Raw genomic sequence first — 21,381 nt, forward strand, 5'->3', positions numbered from 1 at the left:
CCGGCCCTGCACGGAACAAGGACCCTCCATGACCCCTCGGGACGCCTATGCCGCGCTCAGCGACCACGGCCGTAGAATATCGGCGCTGGAAGGCGCGGCCACGATCCTGTCCTGGGATCAGGAGACGATGATGCCCCCGCGCGGCGGGGCCCAGCGCGCCGAAAGCCGCGGCGCGCTCGCCGCCGTGCTGCAGGACTTGCGGACCGATCCCCGCATCGCCGACTGGATCGCGGAGGCCGGGCGGGCGGACGACTGGCCCGCCGACATCGCCGCCGACCTGCGCGACGCCGACCGCGCCTACACCCGCGCCGCCCGCCTTCCCGCCGGCCTGGCCGAGGCGCTCGCGCGTGAGACCGCCTCCGCCCACCAGGTCTGGGCCGAGGCCCGCGCGGCCCGCGACTTCCCCCGCTTCGTCCCGGCCCTGACCCGCGTGCTCGCCCTGCGCCGGGAGGAGGCCGCCGCCGTCGCCGCCCCCGGCCAGACCCCCTATGACGCGCTGCTGGAGGAATTCGAGCCCGGCGCCCGGGTCGAGGACCTGATCCCGGTCTTCGCCCGCCTGCGCGCCGGGCTGACCGAAACGCTCGACCGCATCCGGGGCGCCGCGGTCCGGCCGCCCAAGCTCACCGGCGCCTTCCCCGAATCCGCCCAGATGGCGCTGGCCCGCGATCTCGCCGGCGATTGCGGCTATGACTGGAGCGCCGGGCGGCTGGACCGGGCGGTGCACCCGTTCTCCTCGGGCTCGGGCGGGGATGTGCGGATCACCACGCGGGTGGATCCCTCCGACCCGACCGAATGCATCTTCGCCACCCTGCACGAGACCGGCCACGCGCTCTACGAACAGGGGATCGCGCCGGCGCTGCTGGGCCGCCCCTCGGGCCGCTGGGCCTCCATGGGCGTGCATGAAAGCCAGTCGCGCTTCTGGGAGAACCATATCGGCCGCTCGGAGGCCTTCGCGCCCTGGCTGCTGCACCGCATGTCCATCGCCTTCGGGGAGATCGGGGTGAAGAAGGCCGGGCAGCTTCACGCCGCGGTGAACCGGGTGGAGCGGGGCTTCATCCGCACCGCGGCCGATGAGGCGCAATACGACCTGCATATCCTGATGCGCTTCGATCTGGAGCGGGCGCTGCTGTCGGGCGACCTGCCGCCGGAGGATCTGGAAGTCGCCTGGGCGGACCGGTTCGAGGCCGATTTCGGCCGCCGTCCCCGCCATGCCGCCGAGGGCTGCCTGCAGGACGTGCACTGGTCCGAGGGCATGATCGGCTATTTCCCGACCTACACGCTGGGCAATCTCAACGCCGCGGCGCTGGCCGCCGCCATGCGCCGGGACCTGCCCGATCTCGACGCCGCGCTGTCCGCGGGGGACCTCTCGGCGCCGCTGGACTGGATGCGGGACAGGGTCCACCGGCACGGGCGGGTCATGAACGCGCCCGAGCTGATGGCGCAGGCCTGCGGCGGCCCGGTGGACGAGACGCCGCTGCTCGCCCATCTCCACGCCAAATTCGGGGCGATCTACGACTTCTGAGCCGGTCCCGCGTCAGGCGCCGGCCGACGCGCGAGCTGCACCAGCAGGATGCCGACGGTGACGATGGCCACGCCGATCAGGTCGCGCGGCTCCAGCGCCTCGCCCAGGGTCAGGGCCGCGATGCCGACGCCGAGGCAGGGGTTCAGGAAGTGGAAGGCCGCGGCGTTGGTCGGCCCGATGCGGCGCACCAGGTGGAACCAGACCATGGTCGCCACCAGCCCCGGAAAGATCACCGTGTAAGCGAAGGCCGCGATCAGCGACGTGGTCCAGTTGATCTCCCACGGGGATTCCAGCAGCGCCGCGACGGGGGCCAGCGTCACCGCGCCGACCAGCATCTGCATCCCCACCACCATCATCAGGTTCGATCCCGGCGAGACCCCGCGCACCACCAGCGTGGCCACCGCCAGGGCCAGCGCCCCCACCAGGCACAGGGCCACGCCCAGGCCGTCGGCCCCGCCCTCGATCCGCGCGCCCATGATCAGCGCCACGCCGGCGAAGCCCAGCCCCAGCCCCAGCGCGCCGATCCGCCCCGGCCGATCGCCGAGAAAGCCCCAGGCCCCCGCCGCCACGAACATCGGCAGCATCGAGGCGATGATCGCGGCGAACCCGCCCTCGATCCGGGTCATGGCGATGTAGTTGAGCCCGAGATAGAGGCTGTTCTGGCAGATGCCGAACACCACCACGAGCCCCCATTGCCTGCGGGTGAAGCGGAAGCTCTGCCCCGCCGCCAGGGCCAGCCCCACCGCGATGGCGCCCGAGACCGCGAAGCGCAGCGCCAGCGACAGCAGCGGCGGGGCGTCGGCGACCACGAATTTCGCGGCGCTGAAGGCCGAGGACCAGATCACCACGAAGACCAGCCCCATGACCATCGCGGTCATGTCGAGGCGCGCGAACAGGCCGCCGGCTGCGGCGGCTGGGTCGGGACGTGGGGCCGTCATGGAGGTCCGCCTGTTTCGTCCGCATCGCGCAGGATCGGCCGAAACCGTCCATCCAGCGCCTGCGAATCGTTGATTAACGGGAAGAAACCACGAATGGCCCTTCCCCGGTCGTCCGCCGCGACATTGTGATCACAGCCAGAAATCGCGTGATCACAATCGCCGGTTTTTTTCCGCCCGGCGCCATGCGACGATTGCGGTCACCGTAAGCGCGCGTCTACAAGTCGCGCAAGGCCGGATCGACGGCGCGGCGCCCGGGAGGGGCGCGCGCTCGAGGCGCGACGCCTCGCGATCGCCGGGCCGACAGGACCGCGGAAGGGTGCGAGCGACATGAACATCCACGAGTACCAGGCCAAGCAGCTTCTCAAGGAATATGGCGCTCCCGTCGCCGACGGCCGCGCGATCACGCGCGCCGAGGAGGCGAAGAGCGCCGCCGGCGAGCTCGACGGGCCGCTCTGGGTGGTGAAGGCCCAGATCCACGCCGGCGGGCGCGGCAAGGGCTCCTTCAAGGAGGAGAGCGCCGGACCCAAGGGCGGCGTGCGCCTCGCCAAGTCGGTCGAAGAGGCCGCCGAGAACTCCGAGATGATGCTCGGCCGCACGCTGGTCACGCACCAGACCGGCCCGGTCGGCAAGCAGGTCAACCGCATCTACATCGAGGACGGCGCGGACATCGAGACCGAGCTGTATCTGGCGATGCTGGTGGACCGCGAGACCTCGCGCGTCTCCTTCATCGCCTCCACCGAGGGCGGCATGGACATCGAGGAGGTCGCCGAGGCGAGCCCCGAGAAGATCGTGTCCTTCTCCGTCGATCCGGCCTCGGGCATCTCGTCCTTCCACGGCCGCAAGGTCGCCTTCGCGCTGGGCCTGTCGGGCGTGGCGTTCAAGGAATGCGTGAAGCTGGTCGGCACGCTCTACAAGCTGTTCATCGAAAAAGACGTGAGCATGCTGGAGATCAACCCGCTGATCGTCATGACCGACGGGCATATCCGCTGCCTCGACTGCAAGATGAACTTCGACTCCAACTCGCTCTACCGTCAGCCGGCCGTCCTGAGCCTGCGCGACGAGACCGAGGAGGACCCGAAGGAGCTCGAGGCCTCCAAATACGACCTGAACTACATCGCGCTGGACGGCGAGATCGGCTGCATGGTCAACGGCGCCGGCCTCGCGATGGCGACGATGGACATCATCAAGCTCTACGGCTCCGAGCCCGCCAACTTCCTCGACGTGGGCGGCGGCGCGACCAAGGAGAAGGTGACCGAGGCCTTCAAGATCATCACCTCCGATCCGCAGGTGAAGGGCATCCTGGTCAACATCTTCGGCGGCATCATGCGCTGCGACGTGATCGCCGAGGGCGTGATCGCCGCGGTCAACGCGGTGGGCCTGAAGGTGCCGCTGGTGGTGCGCCTCGAAGGCACCAACGTGGAGCTCGGCAAGAAGATCATCGACGAGAGCGGGCTGAACGTCATCGCGGCCGACAACCTCGCCGACGCCGCCGCCAAGATCGTGAAGGCGGTGAAGGGCTGATCATGCCGCCGCGCGTGAGCCCATTGTTCCGGTCCGAGGCGCTTCGAAGCCCCGGACGGGACCATGTGAGGCCGCGCGCGGCGCCTGCCGCGCCCAAGGCGGGCTGTCAGCGGCCGGGACGGACGATGCGCGGCCGGGACGTGATCCCGATGCCTGAATCCGTCGGGATTGACCAAGGTCAGGTCGCCGCCTGGCGCAATGAAGAACATGACTCGCGCATCCGGAAGGTGACGCGTGTCGATCCGGAAACTTGGTTCTTCCGCATGGAAGCCTCAAAGTACTGACAGGGGAGCCATCGAAATGGCCGTTCTCGTCGACGAAAACACCAAAGTGATCTGCCAGGGCATCACCGGCTCGCAGGGCACGTTCCATTCCGAGCAGGCGATCGCCTACGGCACCAAGATGGTCGGCGGCGTCACCCCCGGCAAAGGCGGGTCCGAGCATATCGGTCTGCCCGTCTTCGACACCGTGATCGACGCCAAGGAGCGGACCGGCGCCAACGCCACCGCGATCTACGTGCCGCCGCCCTTCGCCGCCGACGCCATCCTCGAGGCGATCGACGCCGAGATGGAGCTGATCGTCTGCATCACCGAGGGCATCCCCGTGCTCGACATGATGAAGGTGAAGCGCGCGCTGCAGAGCTCGTCCTCGATCCTGATCGGGCCGAACTGCCCGGGCGTGATCACGCCGGACGCCTGCAAGATCGGCATCATGCCGGGCCACATCCACAAGCGCGGCCGGGTCGGCGTCGTGTCCCGCTCGGGCACCCTGACCTACGAAGCCGTGCTGCAGACCACGGTGGCGGGCCTCGGCCAGTCCACCTGCATCGGCATCGGCGGCGACCCGATCAAGGGCACCGAGCATCTCGACGCCCTGGAATGGCTGCTGGCCGACGACGAGACCGAGTCGATCATCATGATCGGCGAGATCGGCGGCTCGGCCGAGGAAGAGGCCGCGCAGTTCATCGCGGATGAGAAGAAGAAGGGCCGCTCCAAGCCCATCGCCGGCTTCATCGCCGGCCGCACGGCGCCTCCGGGCCGCCGCATGGGCCATGCGGGCGCGATCATCTCCGGCGGCAAGGGCGGCGCCGAGGACAAGATCGAGGCGATGAACTCGGCCGGCTTCACCGTCGCCGACAGCCCCGCCAGCCTTGGCGAGGCCGTGCTGAAAGCCATGGGGCGCTGAGCCCTTCGGCGCCGTCCGGGTCTGCCGGGCGGCGCGCCGACTGAACACGGGAGCGAGCCGATGGGCCTCGCCGACGCCGTCCGGACCTGTCTGGGCAAGTACGTGACCTTCTCCGGCCGCGCCTCGCGGTCGGAGTTCTGGTATTTCGTGCTCGCCGCGATCCTGCTCTCCCTGGCCGCATCGGCGCTGGACATGGCGCTGTTCGGCGAGACCGAGACCGCGACCCTCTCCACCGACACCAGCGAAGCGGCTTCGGCCAGCATCTCCGGCCCCACGTCGATCGGCGGGCTGGTCGGGCTGGCGCTGTTCCTGCCGCTGCTGGCCGCCAACTGGCGGCGGCTGCACGACACCGGCCGCGCCGGCTGGTGGTGCCTGCTGCCCCATGCCATCGGCGTGATCGGCCTGGTGCTGGGGATGGTCCTGGGCGGAAGCGCCGCGCTGCTGGAGGGGTTCGACCCCGGCCCGGCGGCGGAGGCCGTCGCGGCGGGAGGCGTCGGGCTGCTGGTGCTCGGCATTCTGTTCGCCCCCGCCGTCGCCTATATCGTTCTGATCGTCTGGCTCGCCTCGCGCGGGGAGCCCGGCGCCAATCGCTTCGGCCCCCCGCCCCACGGGGCGTGAGGCCACGTCGTCGGGGGCATGCCCGCCTCCACGCTCGCTAGGGAGGGCGCGCACGCGCCTGCAACGCCATGACGGACCAGAGCCCAACCAAAGCCTTCGCTTCATCGTCCTTCCTGCAGGGCCACAACGCGGTCTACGTGGAGCAGCTGCATGCGCGCTACGCGAAGGATCCCGCCTCGGTGGACGAGAGCTGGCGCAACTACTTCGCCTCGCTCGGCGATGATCTCGGCGCCGTCGAGGCCGAAGCCTCCGGCCCCTCCTGGCTGCGGACCGACTGGCCGCCGCAGGACCGTTCCGAGCTCACCGGCGCGCTGACCGGGGAGTGGGAGGCCGACGTCTCGCCCAAGCAGATCGGCGACAAGATCAAGGCCAAGGCGGCCGAAACCGGCGCCCAGGTCTCCGACGACCAGGTCCGCAAGGCGGTGCTCGATTCCGTGCGCGCCATCATGCTGATCCGCGCCTATCGCATCCGCGGCCACCTCGCCGCCGATCTCGACCCGCTGCGCATCACCGCGCAGACCCCGCACCCCGAGCTCGACCCGCGCAGCTACGGCTTCGCCGAGGCCGACATGGACCGGCCGATCTTCCTCGACCAGGTTCTGGGGCTGGAAACCGCCACGATGCGCGAGATCGTGGCGCTGGTGTCCCGCACCTATTGCGGCACCTTCGCGCTGCAGTACATGCACATCTCCAACCCCGAGGAAGCCGGCTGGCTGAAGGAGCGGATCGAGGGCTACGGCAAGGAGATCCAGTTCACCAAGACCGGTCGCCGCGCCATCCTGTCCAAGCTGGTCGAGGCCGAGGGCTTCGAGAAGTTCCTCCAGGTCAAGTATATGGGGACCAAGCGCTTCGGGCTCGACGGCGGCGAGGCGCTGATCCCGGCGATGGAGCAGATCATCAAGCGCGGCGGCGCGCTGGGCGTGAAGGACATCGTGGTGGGCATGCCCCATCGCGGCCGTCTCAACGTGCTCGCCTGCGTGATGGGCAAGCCCTACAAGGCCATCTTCAACGAGTTCCACGGCGGCTCCTCGACCCCCGACGAGGTCCAGGGCTCGGGCGACGTGAAGTACCATCTCGGCGCCTCGTCGGACCGTGAGTTCGACGGCAACAAGGTGCATCTGTCGCTGACCGCCAACCCCTCCCACCTGGAGGCGGTGAACCCGGTGGTGCTGGGCAAGGTCCGCGCCAAGCAGTTCCAGCTCAACGACGAGGACCGGATCGCCTGCCTGCCGATCCTGCTGCACGGCGACGCGGCCTTCGCCGGTCAGGGCGTGGTGACGGAATGCTTCGGCCTGTCGGGGCTGAAGGGCCACCGCACCGGCGGCACCATCCATATCGTGGTGAACAACCAGATCGGCTTCACCACCGCGCCCCACAACTCGCGGTCCAGCCCCTACCCGACCGACGTGGCGCTGATGGTCGAGGCCCCGATCTTCCACGTCAACGGCGACGATCCGGAAGCCGTGGTCCACGCCGCGCGGGTCGCCATCGAATACCGCCAGAAGTTCCACAAGGACGTGGTGCTGGACATCTTCTGCTACCGTCGCTTCGGGCATAACGAGGGCGACGAGCCCATGTTCACCCAGCCGCTGATGTACAACACCATCAAGCGGCACAAGACGACGCTGCAGCTCTACACCGAGCGTCTGGTGGCCGACGGCCTGATCCCCGAGGGCGAGATCGAGGATGAGAAGGCGCGCTTCCAGGCCTTCCTGAGCGAGGAGTTCGAGGCCGCCAAGGACTTCCGTCCCAACAAGGCCGACTGGCTGGACGGCAAGTGGTCGGGCATGGGCGCCGGCGAGGGCGAGTATCAGCGCGGCGCCACCTCGGTTCCGATCGAGCGGCTGCGCGAGGTCGGCGAGGCCATCTCGACCATCCCCGCCAACGTCAAGCCGCACCGCACCGTGGCCCGCATCTTCGAGGGCCGCCGCGAGATGATCGACAGCGGCAAGGGCATCGACTGGGCCATGGCCGAGGCGCTCGCCTTCGGCACCCTGGTGACGGAGAACTACCCGGTCCGGCTCGCCGGCCAGGATTCGACCCGCGGCACCTTCTCCCAGCGCCATTCCGGCGTCATCGACCAGGAGACGGAGGAGCGTTACTTCCCGCTCAACAACATCAAGCCCGGCCAGGCGCAATATGAGGTCGTGGACTCGATGCTGTCCGAATACGCGGTGCTCGGCTACGAGTACGGCTATTCGCTGGCCGAGCCGAACACGCTCACCATCTGGGAGGCCCAGTTCGGCGACTTCGCCAACGGCGCCCAGATCATGATCGACCAGTTCGTGTCGTCGGGGGAGCGCAAGTGGCTGCGCATGTCCGGCCTGGTGATGCTGCTGCCCCATGGCTACGAAGGCCAGGGGCCGGAGCATTCCTCGGCGCGGCTGGAGCGGTTCCTGCAGCTCTCGGCGGAGGACAACTGGATCGTCGCCAACTGCTCGACCCCGGCGAACTACTTCCACATCCTGCGCCGGCAGATCCACCGCACCTTCCGCAAGCCGCTGGTGCTGATGACGCCCAAGTCGCTGCTGCGGCACAAGAAGGCGGTGTCGGACATCGATCAGTTCGCCACCGGTTCGAGCTTCCACCGGGTTCTGTGGGACGATGCCGAAATGGGCTCGTCCGACCTGAACCTGAAGCCCGACGCGGAGATCAAGCGCGTGGTGATCAGCTCGGGCAAGGTCTACTACGACCTGCTTGAGAAGCGCGACGCGGAGGGGCGTGACGACACCTACCTGCTGCGTCTCGAACAGTTCTATCCGTTCCCGGCGATTTCGCTGACCAAGGAGCTTTCGCGCTTCAAGAATGCGGAAATCGTCTGGTGCCAGGAAGAGCCGAAGAACCAGGGCGCCTGGACCTTCGTGGAACCGAATATCGAATGGGTGCTCGGGCGTATCGGCGCCGCCAACAGCCGTCCCCGCTATGCGGGCCGACAGGCTTCGGCGTCGCCGGCGACCGGGCTCGCCTCCAAGCATCGCCAGGAGCAGGAGACTTTGCTCTCCGACGCGCTCGGCTGAGGGAGTACCAGACTATGACCGTTGAAGTGCGAGTTCCGACTCTCGGCGAGAGCGTCACCGAGGCGACCGTCGCGACCTGGTTCAAGAAGCCGGGCGACGCCGTCGCCGTGGACGAGATGCTCTGCGAGCTGGAGACCGACAAGGTCACGGTGGAGGTCCCGTGCCCCGCCGCCGGCGTGCTGGGCGAGCTGGTCGCGGCCGAGGGCGAGACCGTCGGCGTCGACGCCCTGCTGGCCACGGTGGAGGAAGGCGAAGGCGCGGCCCCCGCGCCCAAGTCCTCCGCCTCCGAGAAGAAGCCCGCCCCGGCGGCGGAGGCCCCGGCCTCTTCCGGCGGCGGCGGTGGCGAGGGTGGCGGCGAGACCGTCGACGTGAAGGTGCCCAGCCTGGGCGAGAGCGTCACCGAGGCCACCGTCTCCACCTGGTTCAAGAAGGTGGGCGACGCGGTCGCGGTCGATGAGATGCTGTGCGAGCTGGAGACCGACAAGGTCTCGGTCGAGGCCCCGAGCCCCGTCGCCGGCGTCGTCGCCGAGATCCTGGTGCCCGAGGGCGAGACCGTCGAAGCCGGCGGCCTGCTGGCCCGGGTCACCAAGGGCGCGACCGCCTCGGCCTCCGCCCCCGCCGCCGCGCCGGCCCCCGCCGCCTCCGCCCCCTCGGGGTCGGGCAAGGACGTGGAGGACGCGCCCTCGGCCAAGAAGGCGATGGCCGAAGCGGGCCTGACCTCGGGCGACGTGACCGGCACCGGCCGCGACGGGCGCGTGATGAAGGAGGACGTCCAGAAGGCCGTCGCCTCCAGGTCCGCGCCGGCCCCGGCGGCCTCCGCCCCCCGCGCCCCCGTCGCCGCGACGGATGCGGAGCGGGAGGAGCGGGTGCGCATGACGCGCCTGCGCCAGACCATCGCGCGCCGCCTGAAGGACGCGCAGAACACCGCCGCGATGCTGACCACCTACAACGAGGTGGACATGTCCGGCGTCATGGACCTGCGCAACGAATACAAGGGCGTGTTCGAGAAGAAGCACGGGGTGAAGCTGGGCTTCATGTCGTTCTTCGTGAAGGCCTGCATCCACGCGCTGAAGGAAGTGCCGGATGTGAACGCCGAGATCGACGGCACCGACGTGGTCTACAAGAACTACTACCACATGGGCGTCGCCGTCGGCACGCCCAACGGGCTGGTGGTGCCGGTGGTCCGCGACGCCGACCAGATGTCCTTCTCGGAGATCGAGAAGAAGATCGGCGAACTCGGCCTGCGCGCCCGCGACGGCAAGCTGTCGATGGCGGAGATGCAGGGCGGCACCTTCACCATCTCCAACGGCGGGGTCTACGGGTCGCTGATGTCGTCCCCGATCCTCAACCCCCCGCAGTCGGGCATCCTGGGCATGCACAAGATCCAGGAGCGTCCGATGGTCGTGGGCGGCCAGATCGTGATCCGGCCGATGATGTATCTGGCGCTGAGCTACGATCACCGCATCGTGGACGGCAAGGGCGCGGTGACCTTCCTCGTCCGGGTCAAGGAGGCCCTCGAGGATCCGCGCCGCCTGCTGATGGATCTCTGATCCGCTGCGCGCTGAACGCGGCGCCGCCCCCCTTTCGCGGGGGGCGGCGCCTTCTCACCGCCCGCCCCTGAGCCGAGGCGCCTGACATGACCGCCGACTTCCCCGCCCGCATCGTGGCCGAGCCCCGCAACCCCGCTTTCCGGGAGGACGGGGCCAAGCGCCTGGCGCTGCACCCGATCTTCCGGGCGATCGGGCTGGAGGTGGTGTCGCTCGACCCCGGCCAGGCGGTGATCGAGATCCCCCTGACCGAAAGCCAGGAAGGCCCCGTCGGGCATTTCGCCGCCGGCTCGGTCGGCACGCTGGGCGACGTGGCGGCGATGCATTCGGTGCTGACGCTGCAACCCCGGGACACCCGCATGGCCACGCTGGATTTCACCGTGAAGATGTGCGCCCCCGCGAAGGGCGTGCGGCTGCGCGCGGTGGGGCGGGTGATGCAGCTCGGCCGCTCGACCTCGGTCGGGGCGGCGGATGTCTACGCCATCGCCGAGGACGGGGCCGCCACGCTCTGCGGCGCGGTGCTGGCCACCGGCCGGGTCTACCTGCCGCGCGCGGCCGCGCCGGACTCTGGGCAGGACTCCGGGCAGGACGCCGGGCACGACTCCGGGCAGGACGCTGGGCGGACGGCGGGGGCGGCGGCATGACCGAGGCGCCGCTCGTCCCGCTCGGCGGACCGGAGATCGTGGTGCTCGGCCTCGGCGGGCTGCTGCTGACCGTGCAGTTCTTCGCCATGGCGATCCCCGCGAACCTGGAGCTGGGGACCGGCAAGACGCTCGGCAACCGGGACCAGCCCCTGCAGCTTTCCACCCGCACCGGGCGGCTGCACCGGGCGCTGGGCAACATGCAGGAATCGCTGCTGCTCTACGCCGTCGCGGCCCTGACCGTCACCCTGCTCGGGGCCGGCACCGGCTTCACCGCCGCCTGCGCCTGGGTCTGGCTGATCGCCCGCGCGGCCTATGTTCCCTGCTACGCCTTCGGGCTCGTCCCCTGGCGCAGCGTCGTGTTCGCGGTCGGCAACGCCGCCGCGGTCCTGATGATCCTCGCCGCGCTGCTCTGAGGCGCGCGGCACGAACCGGCGGGCCACGTCCCGCAAGGAGGCACCCATGTCCGAGACCGAATTCGACCTGATCGTGATCGGCGGCGGCCCCGGCGGCTACTATTGCGCCATCCGCGCCGCCCAGCTCGGCCTGAAGGCCGCCTGCGTGGAAAGCCGCGCGACGCTCGGCGGCACCTGCCTCAACGTGGGCTGCATCCCCTCCAAGGCGATGCTGCACTCGTCGGAAATGGTGCACGAGACCGAGGGCAACTTCGCCAAGATGGGCATCACGGTGGAGGGCGTGTCCGTCGACGTGCCCAAGATGCTGGCCTACAAGCAGTCGACCATCGACGCCAACACCGGCGGCATCGAGTTCCTGTTCAAGAAGAACAAGGTCAAGTGGCTCAAGGGCTTCGGCAAGGTCACCGGCAAGGGCGAAGTGACCGTCGACGGCGAAAGCGCCGGGACCTACAAGGCGAAGTCCATCGTCATCGCCACCGGGTCGGACGTCGCCGTGCCGCCCTTCGTGGAACTGGACGAGGAACGCATCGTCTCCTCCACCGGCGCGCTGGAACTGAAGGAGGTTCCCAAGTCGATGGTGGTGATCGGCGCCGGCGTGATCGGGCTGGAGCTGGGCTCGGTCTGGAAGCGGCTGGGCGCCGAGGTGCAGGTGATCGAGTATCTCGACCAGATCACGCCCGGCATGGACGGCGAGGTCTGCAAGCAGTTCCAGAAGCTGCTCACCCGCCAGGGCCTGAAATTCACCCTCGGCGCCGCCGTGCAGTCGGTGGAGAAGGGCGACCGCCTGACCGTGAACTACAAGCTGCGCAAGGATGACAGCGAGCATTCGCTGGAGACCGACGTGGTGCTCGTCGCCACCGGCCGGAAGCCCTACACGGAAGGGCTGGGGCTGGAGGATATGGGGATCGAGCTCGACCCCCGCGGGCGGATCGTGGTGGACGATCATTTCCGCACCCGGCTGGAGGGCTGCTACGCCATCGGCGACGTGATCGCCGGGCCGATGCTGGCCCACAAGGCCGAGGACGAGGGCGGCGCGGTGGCCGAGATCATCGCCGGCCAGGCCGGTCACGTGAACTACGACGTGATCCCGGGCGTGATCTACACCAGCCCCGAGGTCGCCTCGGTCGGCAAGACCGAGGAGCAGCTGAAGGAGGAGGGCCGCGCCTACAAGGTCGGCAAGTTCCCCTTCATGGGCAACGCGCGGGCCAAGGCCAACTTCCAGGGCGACGGCTTCGTCAAGATCCTGGCGGACAAGGAAACCGACCGCATTCTCGGCTGCCACATCATCGGCCCGGCGGCGGGCGACCTGATCCACGAGGTCTGCGTGGCGATGGAATTCGGCGCGGCAGCCGAGGATCTGGCCCGCACCTGCCACGCCCACCCGACCTTCTCCGAGGCGGTGAAGGAAGCGGCGATGGCCTGCGGCGACGGCGCCATCCACGCCTGAGTTTCGCGGCCCCGGCGCCGCTTGGACAACGACGAAAGGGCGGGCCCGTCGGGTCCGCCCTTTCGCATGGGGGGGCGCCCCGCTTCAGGGGACGGAAGCCGCGCGACGACCCTTCCGCGGGTTTCGCCGGGGCGCCCGCGCGGCGCGGAACCGGGGGCGCCGGGCGGCGCCGTCTCCGATCCCCCGCGCCGGGATGGCTTGCGCCGGACGCCCCGCCGCGGCATGGCTCCGCGCGAGATCAGCAAGGAGCCCGCGCCATGACCTCTCATCCCGACCTGAGCCTGTCGCCCGAGGTGGCCGAGGCGCTCGCCTCCGGCGCCCCCGTGGTGGCGCTGGAGACCGCGATCGTCACCCATGGCATGCCGATCCCGAACAACCTGGAGACCGCCCGCGCCGTGGAGGCCGAGGTTCGCGCCGCCGGCGCCGTGCCCGCCACCATCGCGGTGATCGACGGCGTGCTGCGGGCCGGGCTGTCGGGCGCGGAGCTGGAGCGGCTGGCGGCGCTGCCCGAGGGGGTCCGCAAGGCCTCGGCCAAGGACCTCGGCGCGGCGATCGCGGCGGGCGCCTGCGCCGGGACCACGGTGGCGGCGACCATGCGCATCGCGGCGCTGGCCGGCATCGAGATCTTCGCCACCGGCGGCATCGGCGGCGTGCACCGGGGGGCGGAGAAGACCGGCGACGTGTCGGCGGACCTGCCGGAACTGGCGGCCTCGCCGGTCGCGGTGGTCTGCGCGGGGGCCAAGTCGATCCTCGATCTGCCCCGGACGCTGGAATACCTGGAAACCGCCGGCGTGCCGGTCATGGGCTTCGGGACGCGGGCTTTCCCCGCCTTCTTCTCGCGCCGGAGCGGGTTGGAGCTGGATGAGCGGGTGGACACGCCGGAGGCGCTGGCCGCCGCCTTCGCCGCCCATCAGCGGGTCGGGGGCAAGGGGATGCTGGTGTGCAACCCGATCCCCGAGGGCGACGAGATCCCGGCGGAGGAGATCTCCGCCTTCATCGACCGCGCGGTGGCCGAGGCCGAGGCGCAGGGCATCGCCGGCAAGGGCGCGACGCCGTTCCTGCTGGGCCGGGTGCTGGAACTGACCGAGGGCCGCAGCCTGGTCGCCAATGTGGCGCTGGTGCGCGACAACGCCCGCCTGGCGGGGCGCATGGCCTTGGCGTTGACCGACGCGCGGCGGGCGGCGTGACGGCGCAGGGCGCCTCCGCCCCCCGGGTCGTGGTGGTCGGCGACGTGATGCGCGACGTGCTGGTGCGGCCCGAGGGCCCGCCCCTGCGCGGCGCCGACCGGCGGGCGGAGGTGCGCTTCGCCCCCGGCGGCTCGGCCGCCAACTGCGCCTGCTGGCTGGCCGCGCTGGGCGTCGCCGTGACCTTCGCCGGCCGGGTCGGCGCCGGGGACCTGCCGGGGCTGGAGGCCGAGTTCCGCGCCGCCGGCGTGCGCCCCCGCCTCTCTCCCGACCCGCACGCGCCCACCGGCGCGCTGGTGGCGCTGGTCGACCCGGCGGACGGGGAGCGCAGCTTTCTGACCTCACGCGGGGCCAATGACCGGCTGGGCGTCGAGGACCTGCCCGACGCCCTGCTCGACGGCGCGGCCCTGCTGCATGTCTCCGGCTATGCGCTGGTGGCGGAGGGGCCGCGGGCGGCGGCGTCCGACCTGATCGCGCGGGCGGTGGCGCGGGGCGTGACGGTGAGCGTCGATCCCGGCTCGGCCTCCTTCCTGGCGGAGATCGGGGCGGGGCGGTTCTTCAAGGCCATCGCCGGCGCCCGGCTGTTCTTCCCCAACCGGGACGAGGCCGAAGCGCTGACCGGAGAGGCCGATCCCGTGGCGCAGGCCGCGCGCCTCGCGCCCCGGTTCGCGGTTCTGGCGATCAAGGACGGGGCGGGCGTGGCGCGGGTCTGGGTCGAAGGCGCGCGCGCGGCGGAGAGCGCGCCTCCGCCGGCGCGGATGGTCGACAGCACCGGGGCCGGCGACGCCTTCGCGGCGGGGTTCATCGCGGGGTGGCTGGCCGGCGACGCGCCCGGGAAATGCCTCGCGCAGGCGCATGACACCGCGGCGCGGGCGATCTCGCATATGGGGGCGCGGCCGGAAGCGCCGTGACCCGCTTGGCGCGACGGCGGGTTCACGCCCGCCCTACCCGCCTCGCGCCCGCCCGAAGGCCGCTTGCGGCCGGAGATATGGGCATGCCCCGCAGGGGCGCCGCCCGGCTCCCCCGCCGCCCGGATCAGACCTCGCCGACCATGATCTCGCGCTTGCCGACCTTGTTGGCCGGGGAGACCACGCCCTGTTCCTCCATCTGCTCCACCAGCCGCGCGGCGCGCTGGTAGCCGATGGCGAGCTTGCGCTGGATATAGGAGGTCGAGCACTTGCGGTCCCGCGCCACGATCGCCACGGCGCGGTCGTAGAGCTCGCTCTCGGTCTCGTCCCCCGACAGGCCCAGCACCGCGTCGATCTCGGAGGCCTGCTCCTCGTCCGGGCCGTCGGTGACGCCGCCGATATAGGACGGCTCGCCCTGGGCCTTGAGGTGCATCACCACCTCCTCAACCTCCTCGTCCGACACGAACGGCCCGTGGACGCGGGTCACGCGCCCGCCGCCGGCCATGTAGAGCATGTCGCCCATGCCCAGCAGCTGCTCGGCCCCCATCTCGCCGAGAATGGTCCGCGAGTCGATTTTCGACGTCACCTGGAAGGAGATCCGGGTGGGGAAGTTGGCCTTGATGGTGCCGGTGATGACGTCCACCGACGGCCGCTGGGTGGCCATGATGATATGGATGCCCGAGGCGCGCGCCATCTGCGCGAGACGCTGGATGCAGGCCTCGATCTCCTTGCCCGCCACCATCATCAGGTCGGCCATCTCGTCGACCACGACCACGATGAAGGGCAGCTCTTCGGGCTCGAACTCCTGCGTCTCGTACACGGGTTCGCCGGTGTCGTCGTCGAAGCCGGTCTGCACGGTGCGGGTGAAAGCCTCGCCCTTGGCCACCGCGTCGCGGACGCGCTGGTTGTAGCCCTCTATGTTGCGCACGCCCATGCGCGACATCTTCCGGTAGCGGTCCTCCATCTCCGCCACGGTCCATTTCAGGGCCACGACGGCCTTCTTGGGATCGGTGACGACGGGGGACAGCAGATGCGGGATGCCGTCATAGACCGACAGCTCCAGCATCTTGGGGTCGATCATGATCATCCGGCATTCCTTGGGCGACAGCCGGTAGAGCAGCGACAGGATCATCACGTTGATCGCCACCGACTTGCCCGAGCCGGTGGTGCCCGCGATCAGCAGGTGGGGCATGCGGGCGAGGTTGGCCACGATCGGCGCGCCGGCGATGTCCTTGCCCAGCGCGATCAGCAGGCGTTCCTTGGCGTCGCCGAAGGCGCGGGCGGCGAAAAGCTCGCGCAGCAGCACCTTCTCGCGGATCTCGTTGGGCAGCTCGATGCCGATGATCGAGCGCCCCGGCACGGTGGAGACGCGGGCGGCGAGCGCCGACATCGAGCGGGCGATGTCGTCGGCCAGCCCGATGACGCGCGACGCCTTGAGGCCCGGCGCGGGCTCCAGCTCGTACATGGTCACGACCGGGCCGGGGGAGACCTTCACGATTTCGCCGCGGATGCCGTAATCGTCCAGCACGGCCTCCAGCATCCGCGCGTTCTCCTCCAGCGCCTCGGTGGAGTGGTGGGGGCGCTCGATCCGGGCGGGGTTCTGGAGCAGGGAGAGCGGCGGCGCCGACCAGGCGTCGTCGGCCTGATCGTCGAAGGCGAGCATCGGCTGGGCCTCGGCCGCGGCGCGGCGCGACTGGGCGGGGGCGCGGACGGGGGGCGCGACCTGGGCCCGGGGGACCGGGTCGGGGATCGGGGCCGGGTCGGCGTCGTCGTAATCGTCGCCCAGCGCGCGGGAGCTGACCGAGGGTTCGCGCGGCCCGGCCGAAACCGGCGCCGGCGCCGGCGCCGGCACCGCGACGCGGGCCACCGGCTCGGGGCGCGCGGCGACGGGCGCGGCGTAGTCCGCGTCGTCGTCATAGCCGCCGAAGTCCGGGTCGTGGTCATGGAGCGGGGCGGGCGCCGGCTCGATCCGCCGGGCGACGGAGCGGATGCGGTCCACCACGCTGGGCTCGGCCCGCAGCGGCGCGTCGGCTTCGGGTTCGGCGCGGACCCGGGGTTCGGCACGGGGCTCGGCACGGGGCTCGGCGCGGGGTTCGGCACGGGGTTCGGCGCGGGCGGCGCGACGGGTGGAAAGCTGGGGCTCGTCCATCTCCTCGTCGTCGTAAAGCGGGTCCTCGTCCTCCTCCATCGCCGGCTCGTGGCGGGCGGCGGCGCCGATGGGGCGCGGCGCGCCGAGGCGGGAGGACCGCGGCTCCGCCGGCTTGCGGCGACGACTGGCGATGAAGGCGACCAGCGCGAAGACCAGGCCCAGCGCCCAGATCAGGCCGTCGGCCATCCAGCGCCGGAGGGCCGCCAGCTCCTCCCAGTCGACGCCCAGCGACAGCAGGCTCAGCGCCACGGCGCAGAACCCCAGGCTCAGGGACAGGGCCAGCAGGGTCAGTTCCAGCGGCCAGGGCGCCTGCTGGGCCAGCGTGCGCCCGGCGCCGTCGCCGATCAGCCCGCCCAGCCCGTAGGGATGCGGCCATGCGGCGGGGGGGATATGCGTGGACAGGGCCGCGGCGACGGCCAGCACCGCCAGCGGCGACAGCAGCAGGCGCGACCAGGCCCGGTGCTCGCCCTCATGCGTCACCAGCCGCCAGCCCCAGACCCCGATCAGCAGCGGCAGCATCCAGGACGCCAGACCCAGCGTTCGCATCAGCGGATCGGCCGCGTAGGCTCCCGCCATGCCCAGCCAGTTGGAGGCGTCCCCCCCGCTCATGTTGAAAAAGGACGGGTCCTCGGACGAATAGCTCGCCAGCATCAGCGCCGCGGCGACCGCCAGCCCCGCCAGCGCCAGCCCCGCCAGCTCCGCCGCCCGGCGGCGCAGGGCCTCGGACCAGCTTTCGGGCAGGAAGCTGTCGCGGGGCTCGCGCTCGTAATCGTCGAGGTCGGAGCGGGAGAACAGGGCCATGGGAAATCGTCTCCGTTCAGCCGAGGCAGTCGCGGATCAGGGTCAGGCCCCGCTCCACGTCTTCGGGGCGTTCGACCAGGGCGATGCGCACATAACGCGCGCCGGGGTCGCCGCCGCCCAGCCAGTCGGGGGAAGGTCGGGAAAGATAGGCGCCGGGCAGGACGCGCACGCCGGTCTCGCGCCAGAGCTTGAGGGTCGCCGCCTCGCCGTCGCCATGTCGGGCGGAGACGTCGAGCCACAGGAAGAACCCGGCCTCGGGGGGGCGGTAGCCCTCCATGTTGCCGAGGATGCGGTCGGCCATGGCGAATTTCTCCATGTAGACCGCGCGGGAGGCGTCCACATGCGCCTCGTCCGCCCAGACTTCGGCGGAGGCCATCTGGATCGGCCCGGGCAGCGGCGCGCCGGCATAGGCGCGCAGCTTTCGCATCGCCGCGATGGTCTTCGGGCCGCCGGCGCAGAAGCCCGAGCGGATGCCCGGAAGGTTCGACCGCTTGGACAGCGAGTGGAAGGCCAGCACCCGCTCCGGGTCCGCATCCATGGCCTGCGCGGCCTGGAGGGAGGAGGGCGGCGGGGTCCCGCGATGGATCTCGGAATAGCATTCGTCGGCGAAGATGCGGAAATCGTGCTTGTCCGCCAGCGCGATGAGCCGGGTCCAGTGGTCGAGATCGGCGACCGCGCCCTGCGGATTGGCCGGCGAGCACAGGTAAACCGCCGCGGTGCGGTCGAGCAGCGCGGGGGGGAGGGCGGCGAAATCGGGGAGGAAGCCGGTCTCGGCCTCCGCCGGCACATAGATCGGCTCCGCCCCGGCGGCGAGCGCGGCGACCGCGTAGCACTGGTAGAACGGGTTGGGGATCAGCACCGCCGGCCGCTCGCCGTTCTTGCGTTCGGGGACAAGGGCGAGGCAGGCGGCGAACAGGCCCTCCCGCGTGCCGTTCAGCGGGAAGACATGGGCGTCCGGGTCGGTCGCGGCTTCGGTCAGGCCGAAGCGGCGGCGCAGCCAGCCGGAAATGGCGGCGCGCAGGTCCGGATAGCCCTCGTTGGGCGGATAGCGGCCGAACAGGCCGGCATGCTTCGCCAGCGCCTCGCCCAGGAAGGGGGGGAGGTCGTGCCGGGGCTCTCCCAACGACATGGGGAGCAGAGGGCCGCCGGCGGCGACGCCCTCGATGAGCGCGCGGAGACGCGGAAACGCGTATTCCGGCAGGTCCGAGAACCGCTCGGGCTGCTGCATGTGCCTTGCCTCATGTAGGGGCGCCGTCATTGATCGCGGCGCCTCGCGGGTGAAAAGATACCGTGCGCAGGGGGATGCGTCCAGTTTCGCAGACGGCGCGCTAAGGGATCGTCGGAGCGGGTGAGGCAAGGGGGACGCAGGCGGCGTCGGCGGGGCGAGCGGCGAGGTCCGGGGAGGCGCCGCGTCGAGGGCGCGCAAGCCGACCGGGTCCGCCCGCGGCGCGTTGAACCGGGGGCGCCCGGCGGACGGGTTTCGGGCGGCCCCGGCGGGATTCGGCGGGATCCGGCGGGATGCGTCAGTGGGGGGGAATGCGGGGGGACATGGCGGGAACCGGATACGGAGGGAAACGGGCGCGGCGAAGAGACGGCGACGCCCTCGCCCCCGGCTCCACGCGCCGCGGGCGGAACGGCGGAGCCTGGCGGGCGCGGGACGCGGCGCCTCCCACCGGAACCGGGGCGGCGCCGGGCGGCGGGGCGGGCCGCCCGGCGCCTTGGCGCCCTTGGCGCCCGGGCCGGGGGTCTCTACCTCTGGCCTCCCCGACACCTCTGGCCCCCGGGCGCCTCGACGCCCACCGGAGACCGCCATGGCGCTGACCGACGACGAGCTCGACCGCTACGCCCGCCATATCGTGCTGCGCGAGATCGGCGGGCCGGGCCAGGCCGCCCTGCGCGCCGCCTCGGTCGCGGTGATCGGAGCCGGCGGGCTGGGCTCGCCCGCCCTGCTCTACCTCGCCGCCGCGGGGATCGGGCGGCTGACCGTGATCGACGACGACGCGGTGAGCCTGTCGAACCTGCAACGGCAGGTGCTGCACGCCACCGGCGCCGTCGGCCGTCCCAAGATCGACAGCGCCCGCGACGCGCTGGCCGCGGTGAATCCGGGCGTCGAGGTCCAGGGCGTCGCGAGCCGGCTGACCGAGGCCAATGCCGAGGCGATCCTCGCAGGTCACACGGTCGTGCTGGACGGGTCCGACAATTTCGACACCCGCCACCTCGCCAACGTCGCCTGCGCGCGGCTGGGCGTCCCGCTGGTGGCCGGCGCCATCGGGCAATGGGAGGGGCAGCTCTCGGTGTGGAACCCCGCCGCGGGCGGCCCCTGCTACGCCTGCGTCTTCCCCGAGCGCCCCGCCCCCGGCCTGGTCCCGGCCTGCGCCGAGGCCGGCGTGCTGGGCGCGCTGGCCGGGGTCATCGGCTCGATGATGGCCGCGGAGGCGGTCAAGCTGCTGGTCGGCGCGGGCGAGCCCTTGGCGGGCCGCCTGCTGCTATGGGATGCGCTCTGGGCCGAAGCCCGGACCATCGGGGTGCGTCGCCGGCCGGGTTGCCCGGTCTGCGGCGGGATCCCCGGCGCCCGAGGCCTGAAGCCTGAAGCCTGAAGCCTGAGGCCTCAGGCGCCGGCCCGGTCGCCCGGCCGCTCGCCCATAGGCATGCGGGCGTGGCGCAGTTCGGCCATGCTGACCGGCCCGTTGCGCGGGACGTCTTCGAGCTTGCGGCGGCTGCGCCGTCCGCCGGCGCCGCGGATCTGGGCCTGGATCAGCACGAACGCGGCCAGCGCCGCCAGAACGCCGGTCAGCACCAGCGACACTTCTCCGGTCCACAGGGACGCGATCTGCCGGTTCGCCATCTCGAACCAGCTCGGCCCCGCCCCCGGCGCGAAGCTGCCTCCGCCCGGAACCTCCGCGAATTTCAACGCCATGACGATCCCCATCGCTCTGACAGGCGCCTCCCCAGACGCGCCTCATGACGTTCATATTTAGTTAATGTTAACGCCGAAGTCAATTCCCGCGCGACCTGCGCGGGGCCCGGCCGCGGCGACGCTCAGGCCCTGGGGCGCGCGCGGAGGCCTCGGTCCGGGCGCCCCCCGGCCTCATCCTCACCCTCTTCGCCGTCATCTTCTTCGTCTTCGTCATCCTCCGCCTTCGGCGGCATCCGCGACAGACGCAGCCGGGTCAGGCTTACCGGCGCATCGGCCTTCGCCGCCGCCTTGCGACGACGCAGACGGCGCGACCGCAGGAAGCGAAGGGCGCGAAACACCGAAAGGGTCAGAAACACCAGCGCCGCCAGCAACACGATCAGCCCGAGCCAGCTGGACACCAGCCAGCTCATGATCAGCGCGATCTGTTCGGCGACGGTCAGGCCCTCGCCCGGGGCCCAGCTGTGCCCCACCGGAAGTCCGAGAAATCGATGCATGAAATGACCTCCACCGGCGCGCCTCCCCACGGCGGCCGAGCGCGCCGCGGAGAAACCCGACGGGAAAACCGGAGCG

The 21,381-nt window shown here is 71.2% G+C and carries 17 protein-coding genes and 1 pseudogene; 13 read left to right on the forward strand and 5 right to left on the reverse strand.

What is annotated here, in order from left to right; genetic code table 11:
- The first annotated feature begins 28 nt into the window (after nt 1-28).
- Nucleotides 29-1,522 carry a carboxypeptidase M32 gene (locus tag BLV24_RS10320; RefSeq protein ID WP_092681364.1) on the forward strand — a complete coding sequence of 498 codons (1,494 nt, stop codon included), beginning with the start codon at nt 29-31 and terminating at the stop codon, nt 1,520-1,522.
- On the opposite strand, the gene BLV24_RS10325 is transcribed toward BLV24_RS10320, so the two are convergent.
- Nucleotides 1,510-2,460 carry a DMT family transporter gene (locus tag BLV24_RS10325; RefSeq protein ID WP_245710501.1) on the reverse strand — a complete coding sequence of 317 codons (951 nt, stop codon included), beginning with the start codon at nt 2,458-2,460 and terminating at the stop codon, nt 1,510-1,512. The two genes, BLV24_RS10320 and BLV24_RS10325, sit on opposite strands and share 13 nt — an antisense overlap.
- Before the next feature lie 327 nt (nt 2,461-2,787).
- Between BLV24_RS10325 and sucC the strand changes: the two genes are divergently transcribed.
- The 11 genes from sucC (at nt 2,788) to BLV24_RS10375 (ending at nt 14,947) form a co-directional block, all read left to right on the forward strand.
- Nucleotides 2,788-3,981: an ADP-forming succinate--CoA ligase subunit beta gene (gene sucC, locus BLV24_RS10330; protein WP_092681366.1), complete on the forward strand. Its 1,194-nt coding sequence runs from the start codon at nt 2,788-2,790 to the stop codon at nt 3,979-3,981.
- Nucleotides 3,982-4,130: 149 nt separating this feature from the next.
- Nucleotides 4,131-4,265, forward strand: coding sequence for a hypothetical protein (locus BLV24_RS22845; protein WP_281242907.1), 135 nt, complete (start codon nt 4,131-4,133; stop codon nt 4,263-4,265).
- A 16-nt stretch (nt 4,266-4,281) separates the two neighbouring features.
- Entirely contained in the window at nt 4,282-5,166 is an 885-nt protein-coding gene (sucD, locus tag BLV24_RS10335; RefSeq protein ID WP_092681368.1) for a succinate--CoA ligase subunit alpha, read from the forward strand.
- A gap of 60 nt (nt 5,167-5,226) precedes the next feature.
- A complete protein-coding gene (locus BLV24_RS10340; RefSeq protein WP_092681370.1) occupies nt 5,227-5,784 on the forward strand; it encodes a DUF805 domain-containing protein in 558 nt (185 codons plus the stop codon).
- 68 nt (nt 5,785-5,852) lie between these two features.
- The gene (locus BLV24_RS10345) at nt 5,853-8,801 is read left to right on the forward strand and encodes a 2-oxoglutarate dehydrogenase E1 component (RefSeq protein ID WP_092681372.1); all 2,949 of its coding nucleotides are present in this window, start codon (nt 5,853-5,855) and stop codon (nt 8,799-8,801) included.
- Nucleotides 8,802-8,815: 14 nt separating this feature from the next.
- Nucleotides 8,816-10,351, forward strand: coding sequence for a 2-oxoglutarate dehydrogenase complex dihydrolipoyllysine-residue succinyltransferase (gene odhB / locus BLV24_RS10350; protein ID WP_092681374.1), 1,536 nt, complete (start codon nt 8,816-8,818; stop codon nt 10,349-10,351).
- Between the two features lie 86 nt (nt 10,352-10,437).
- Nucleotides 10,438-10,992: a PaaI family thioesterase gene (locus BLV24_RS10355; RefSeq protein ID WP_092681376.1), complete on the forward strand. Its 555-nt coding sequence runs from the start codon at nt 10,438-10,440 to the stop codon at nt 10,990-10,992.
- Nucleotides 10,989-11,405 (forward strand): MAPEG family protein, encoded by a 417-nt coding sequence (locus BLV24_RS10360; RefSeq protein WP_092681378.1) that lies wholly within the window; start codon nt 10,989-10,991, stop codon nt 11,403-11,405. The genes BLV24_RS10355 and BLV24_RS10360 overlap by 4 nt, the downstream gene beginning before the upstream one ends.
- Before the next feature lie 46 nt (nt 11,406-11,451).
- A complete protein-coding gene (gene lpdA / locus BLV24_RS10365; RefSeq protein WP_092681380.1) occupies nt 11,452-12,852 on the forward strand; it encodes a dihydrolipoyl dehydrogenase in 1,401 nt (466 codons plus the stop codon).
- Nucleotides 12,853-13,109: 257 nt separating this feature from the next.
- Nucleotides 13,110-14,039, forward strand: a complete 930-nt coding sequence (locus BLV24_RS10370; RefSeq protein WP_092681382.1) for a pseudouridine-5'-phosphate glycosidase — start codon at nt 13,110-13,112, stop codon at nt 14,037-14,039.
- Nucleotides 14,036-14,947: a carbohydrate kinase family protein gene (locus BLV24_RS10375; protein ID WP_218133390.1), complete on the forward strand. Its 912-nt coding sequence runs from the start codon at nt 14,036-14,038 to the stop codon at nt 14,945-14,947. The genes BLV24_RS10370 and BLV24_RS10375 overlap by 4 nt, the downstream gene beginning before the upstream one ends.
- A gap of 124 nt (nt 14,948-15,071) precedes the next feature.
- Here the strand turns inward: BLV24_RS10375 and BLV24_RS10380 are convergent, their stop codons facing one another.
- Both BLV24_RS10380 and BLV24_RS10385 read right to left on the reverse strand, forming a co-directional pair.
- A complete protein-coding gene (locus BLV24_RS10380; RefSeq protein ID WP_092681384.1) occupies nt 15,072-17,894 on the reverse strand; it encodes a DNA translocase FtsK in 2,823 nt (940 codons plus the stop codon).
- Between the two features lie 16 nt (nt 17,895-17,910).
- The gene (locus BLV24_RS10385) at nt 17,911-19,122 is read right to left on the reverse strand and encodes an aminotransferase class I/II-fold pyridoxal phosphate-dependent enzyme (protein WP_092681386.1); all 1,212 of its coding nucleotides are present in this window, start codon (nt 19,120-19,122) and stop codon (nt 17,911-17,913) included.
- Nucleotides 19,123-19,678: 556 nt separating this feature from the next.
- On the opposite strand from BLV24_RS10385, the pseudogene BLV24_RS10390 reads away from it, so the two are divergent.
- Nucleotides 19,679-20,491, forward strand: a pseudogene (locus BLV24_RS10390) (HesA/MoeB/ThiF family protein); the annotation flags it as partial.
- Nucleotides 20,492-20,502: 11 nt separating this feature from the next.
- Here BLV24_RS10390 and BLV24_RS10395 read toward each other — a convergent pair.
- Together BLV24_RS10395 and BLV24_RS10400 are read right to left on the reverse strand one after the other, a co-directional pair.
- Nucleotides 20,503-20,811 carry a hypothetical protein gene (locus BLV24_RS10395; protein WP_143040287.1) on the reverse strand — a complete coding sequence of 103 codons (309 nt, stop codon included), beginning with the start codon at nt 20,809-20,811 and terminating at the stop codon, nt 20,503-20,505.
- Nucleotides 20,812-20,933: 122 nt separating this feature from the next.
- Nucleotides 20,934-21,305, reverse strand: coding sequence for a hypothetical protein (locus tag BLV24_RS10400; RefSeq protein ID WP_092681392.1), 372 nt, complete (start codon nt 21,303-21,305; stop codon nt 20,934-20,936).
- Between the last annotated feature and the right edge of the window lie 76 nt (nt 21,306-21,381).

Origin of the sequence: Albimonas donghaensis (genome assembly GCF_900106695.1) — a bacterium.
GTDB lineage: Bacteria > Pseudomonadota > Alphaproteobacteria > Rhodobacterales > Rhodobacteraceae > Albimonas > Albimonas donghaensis.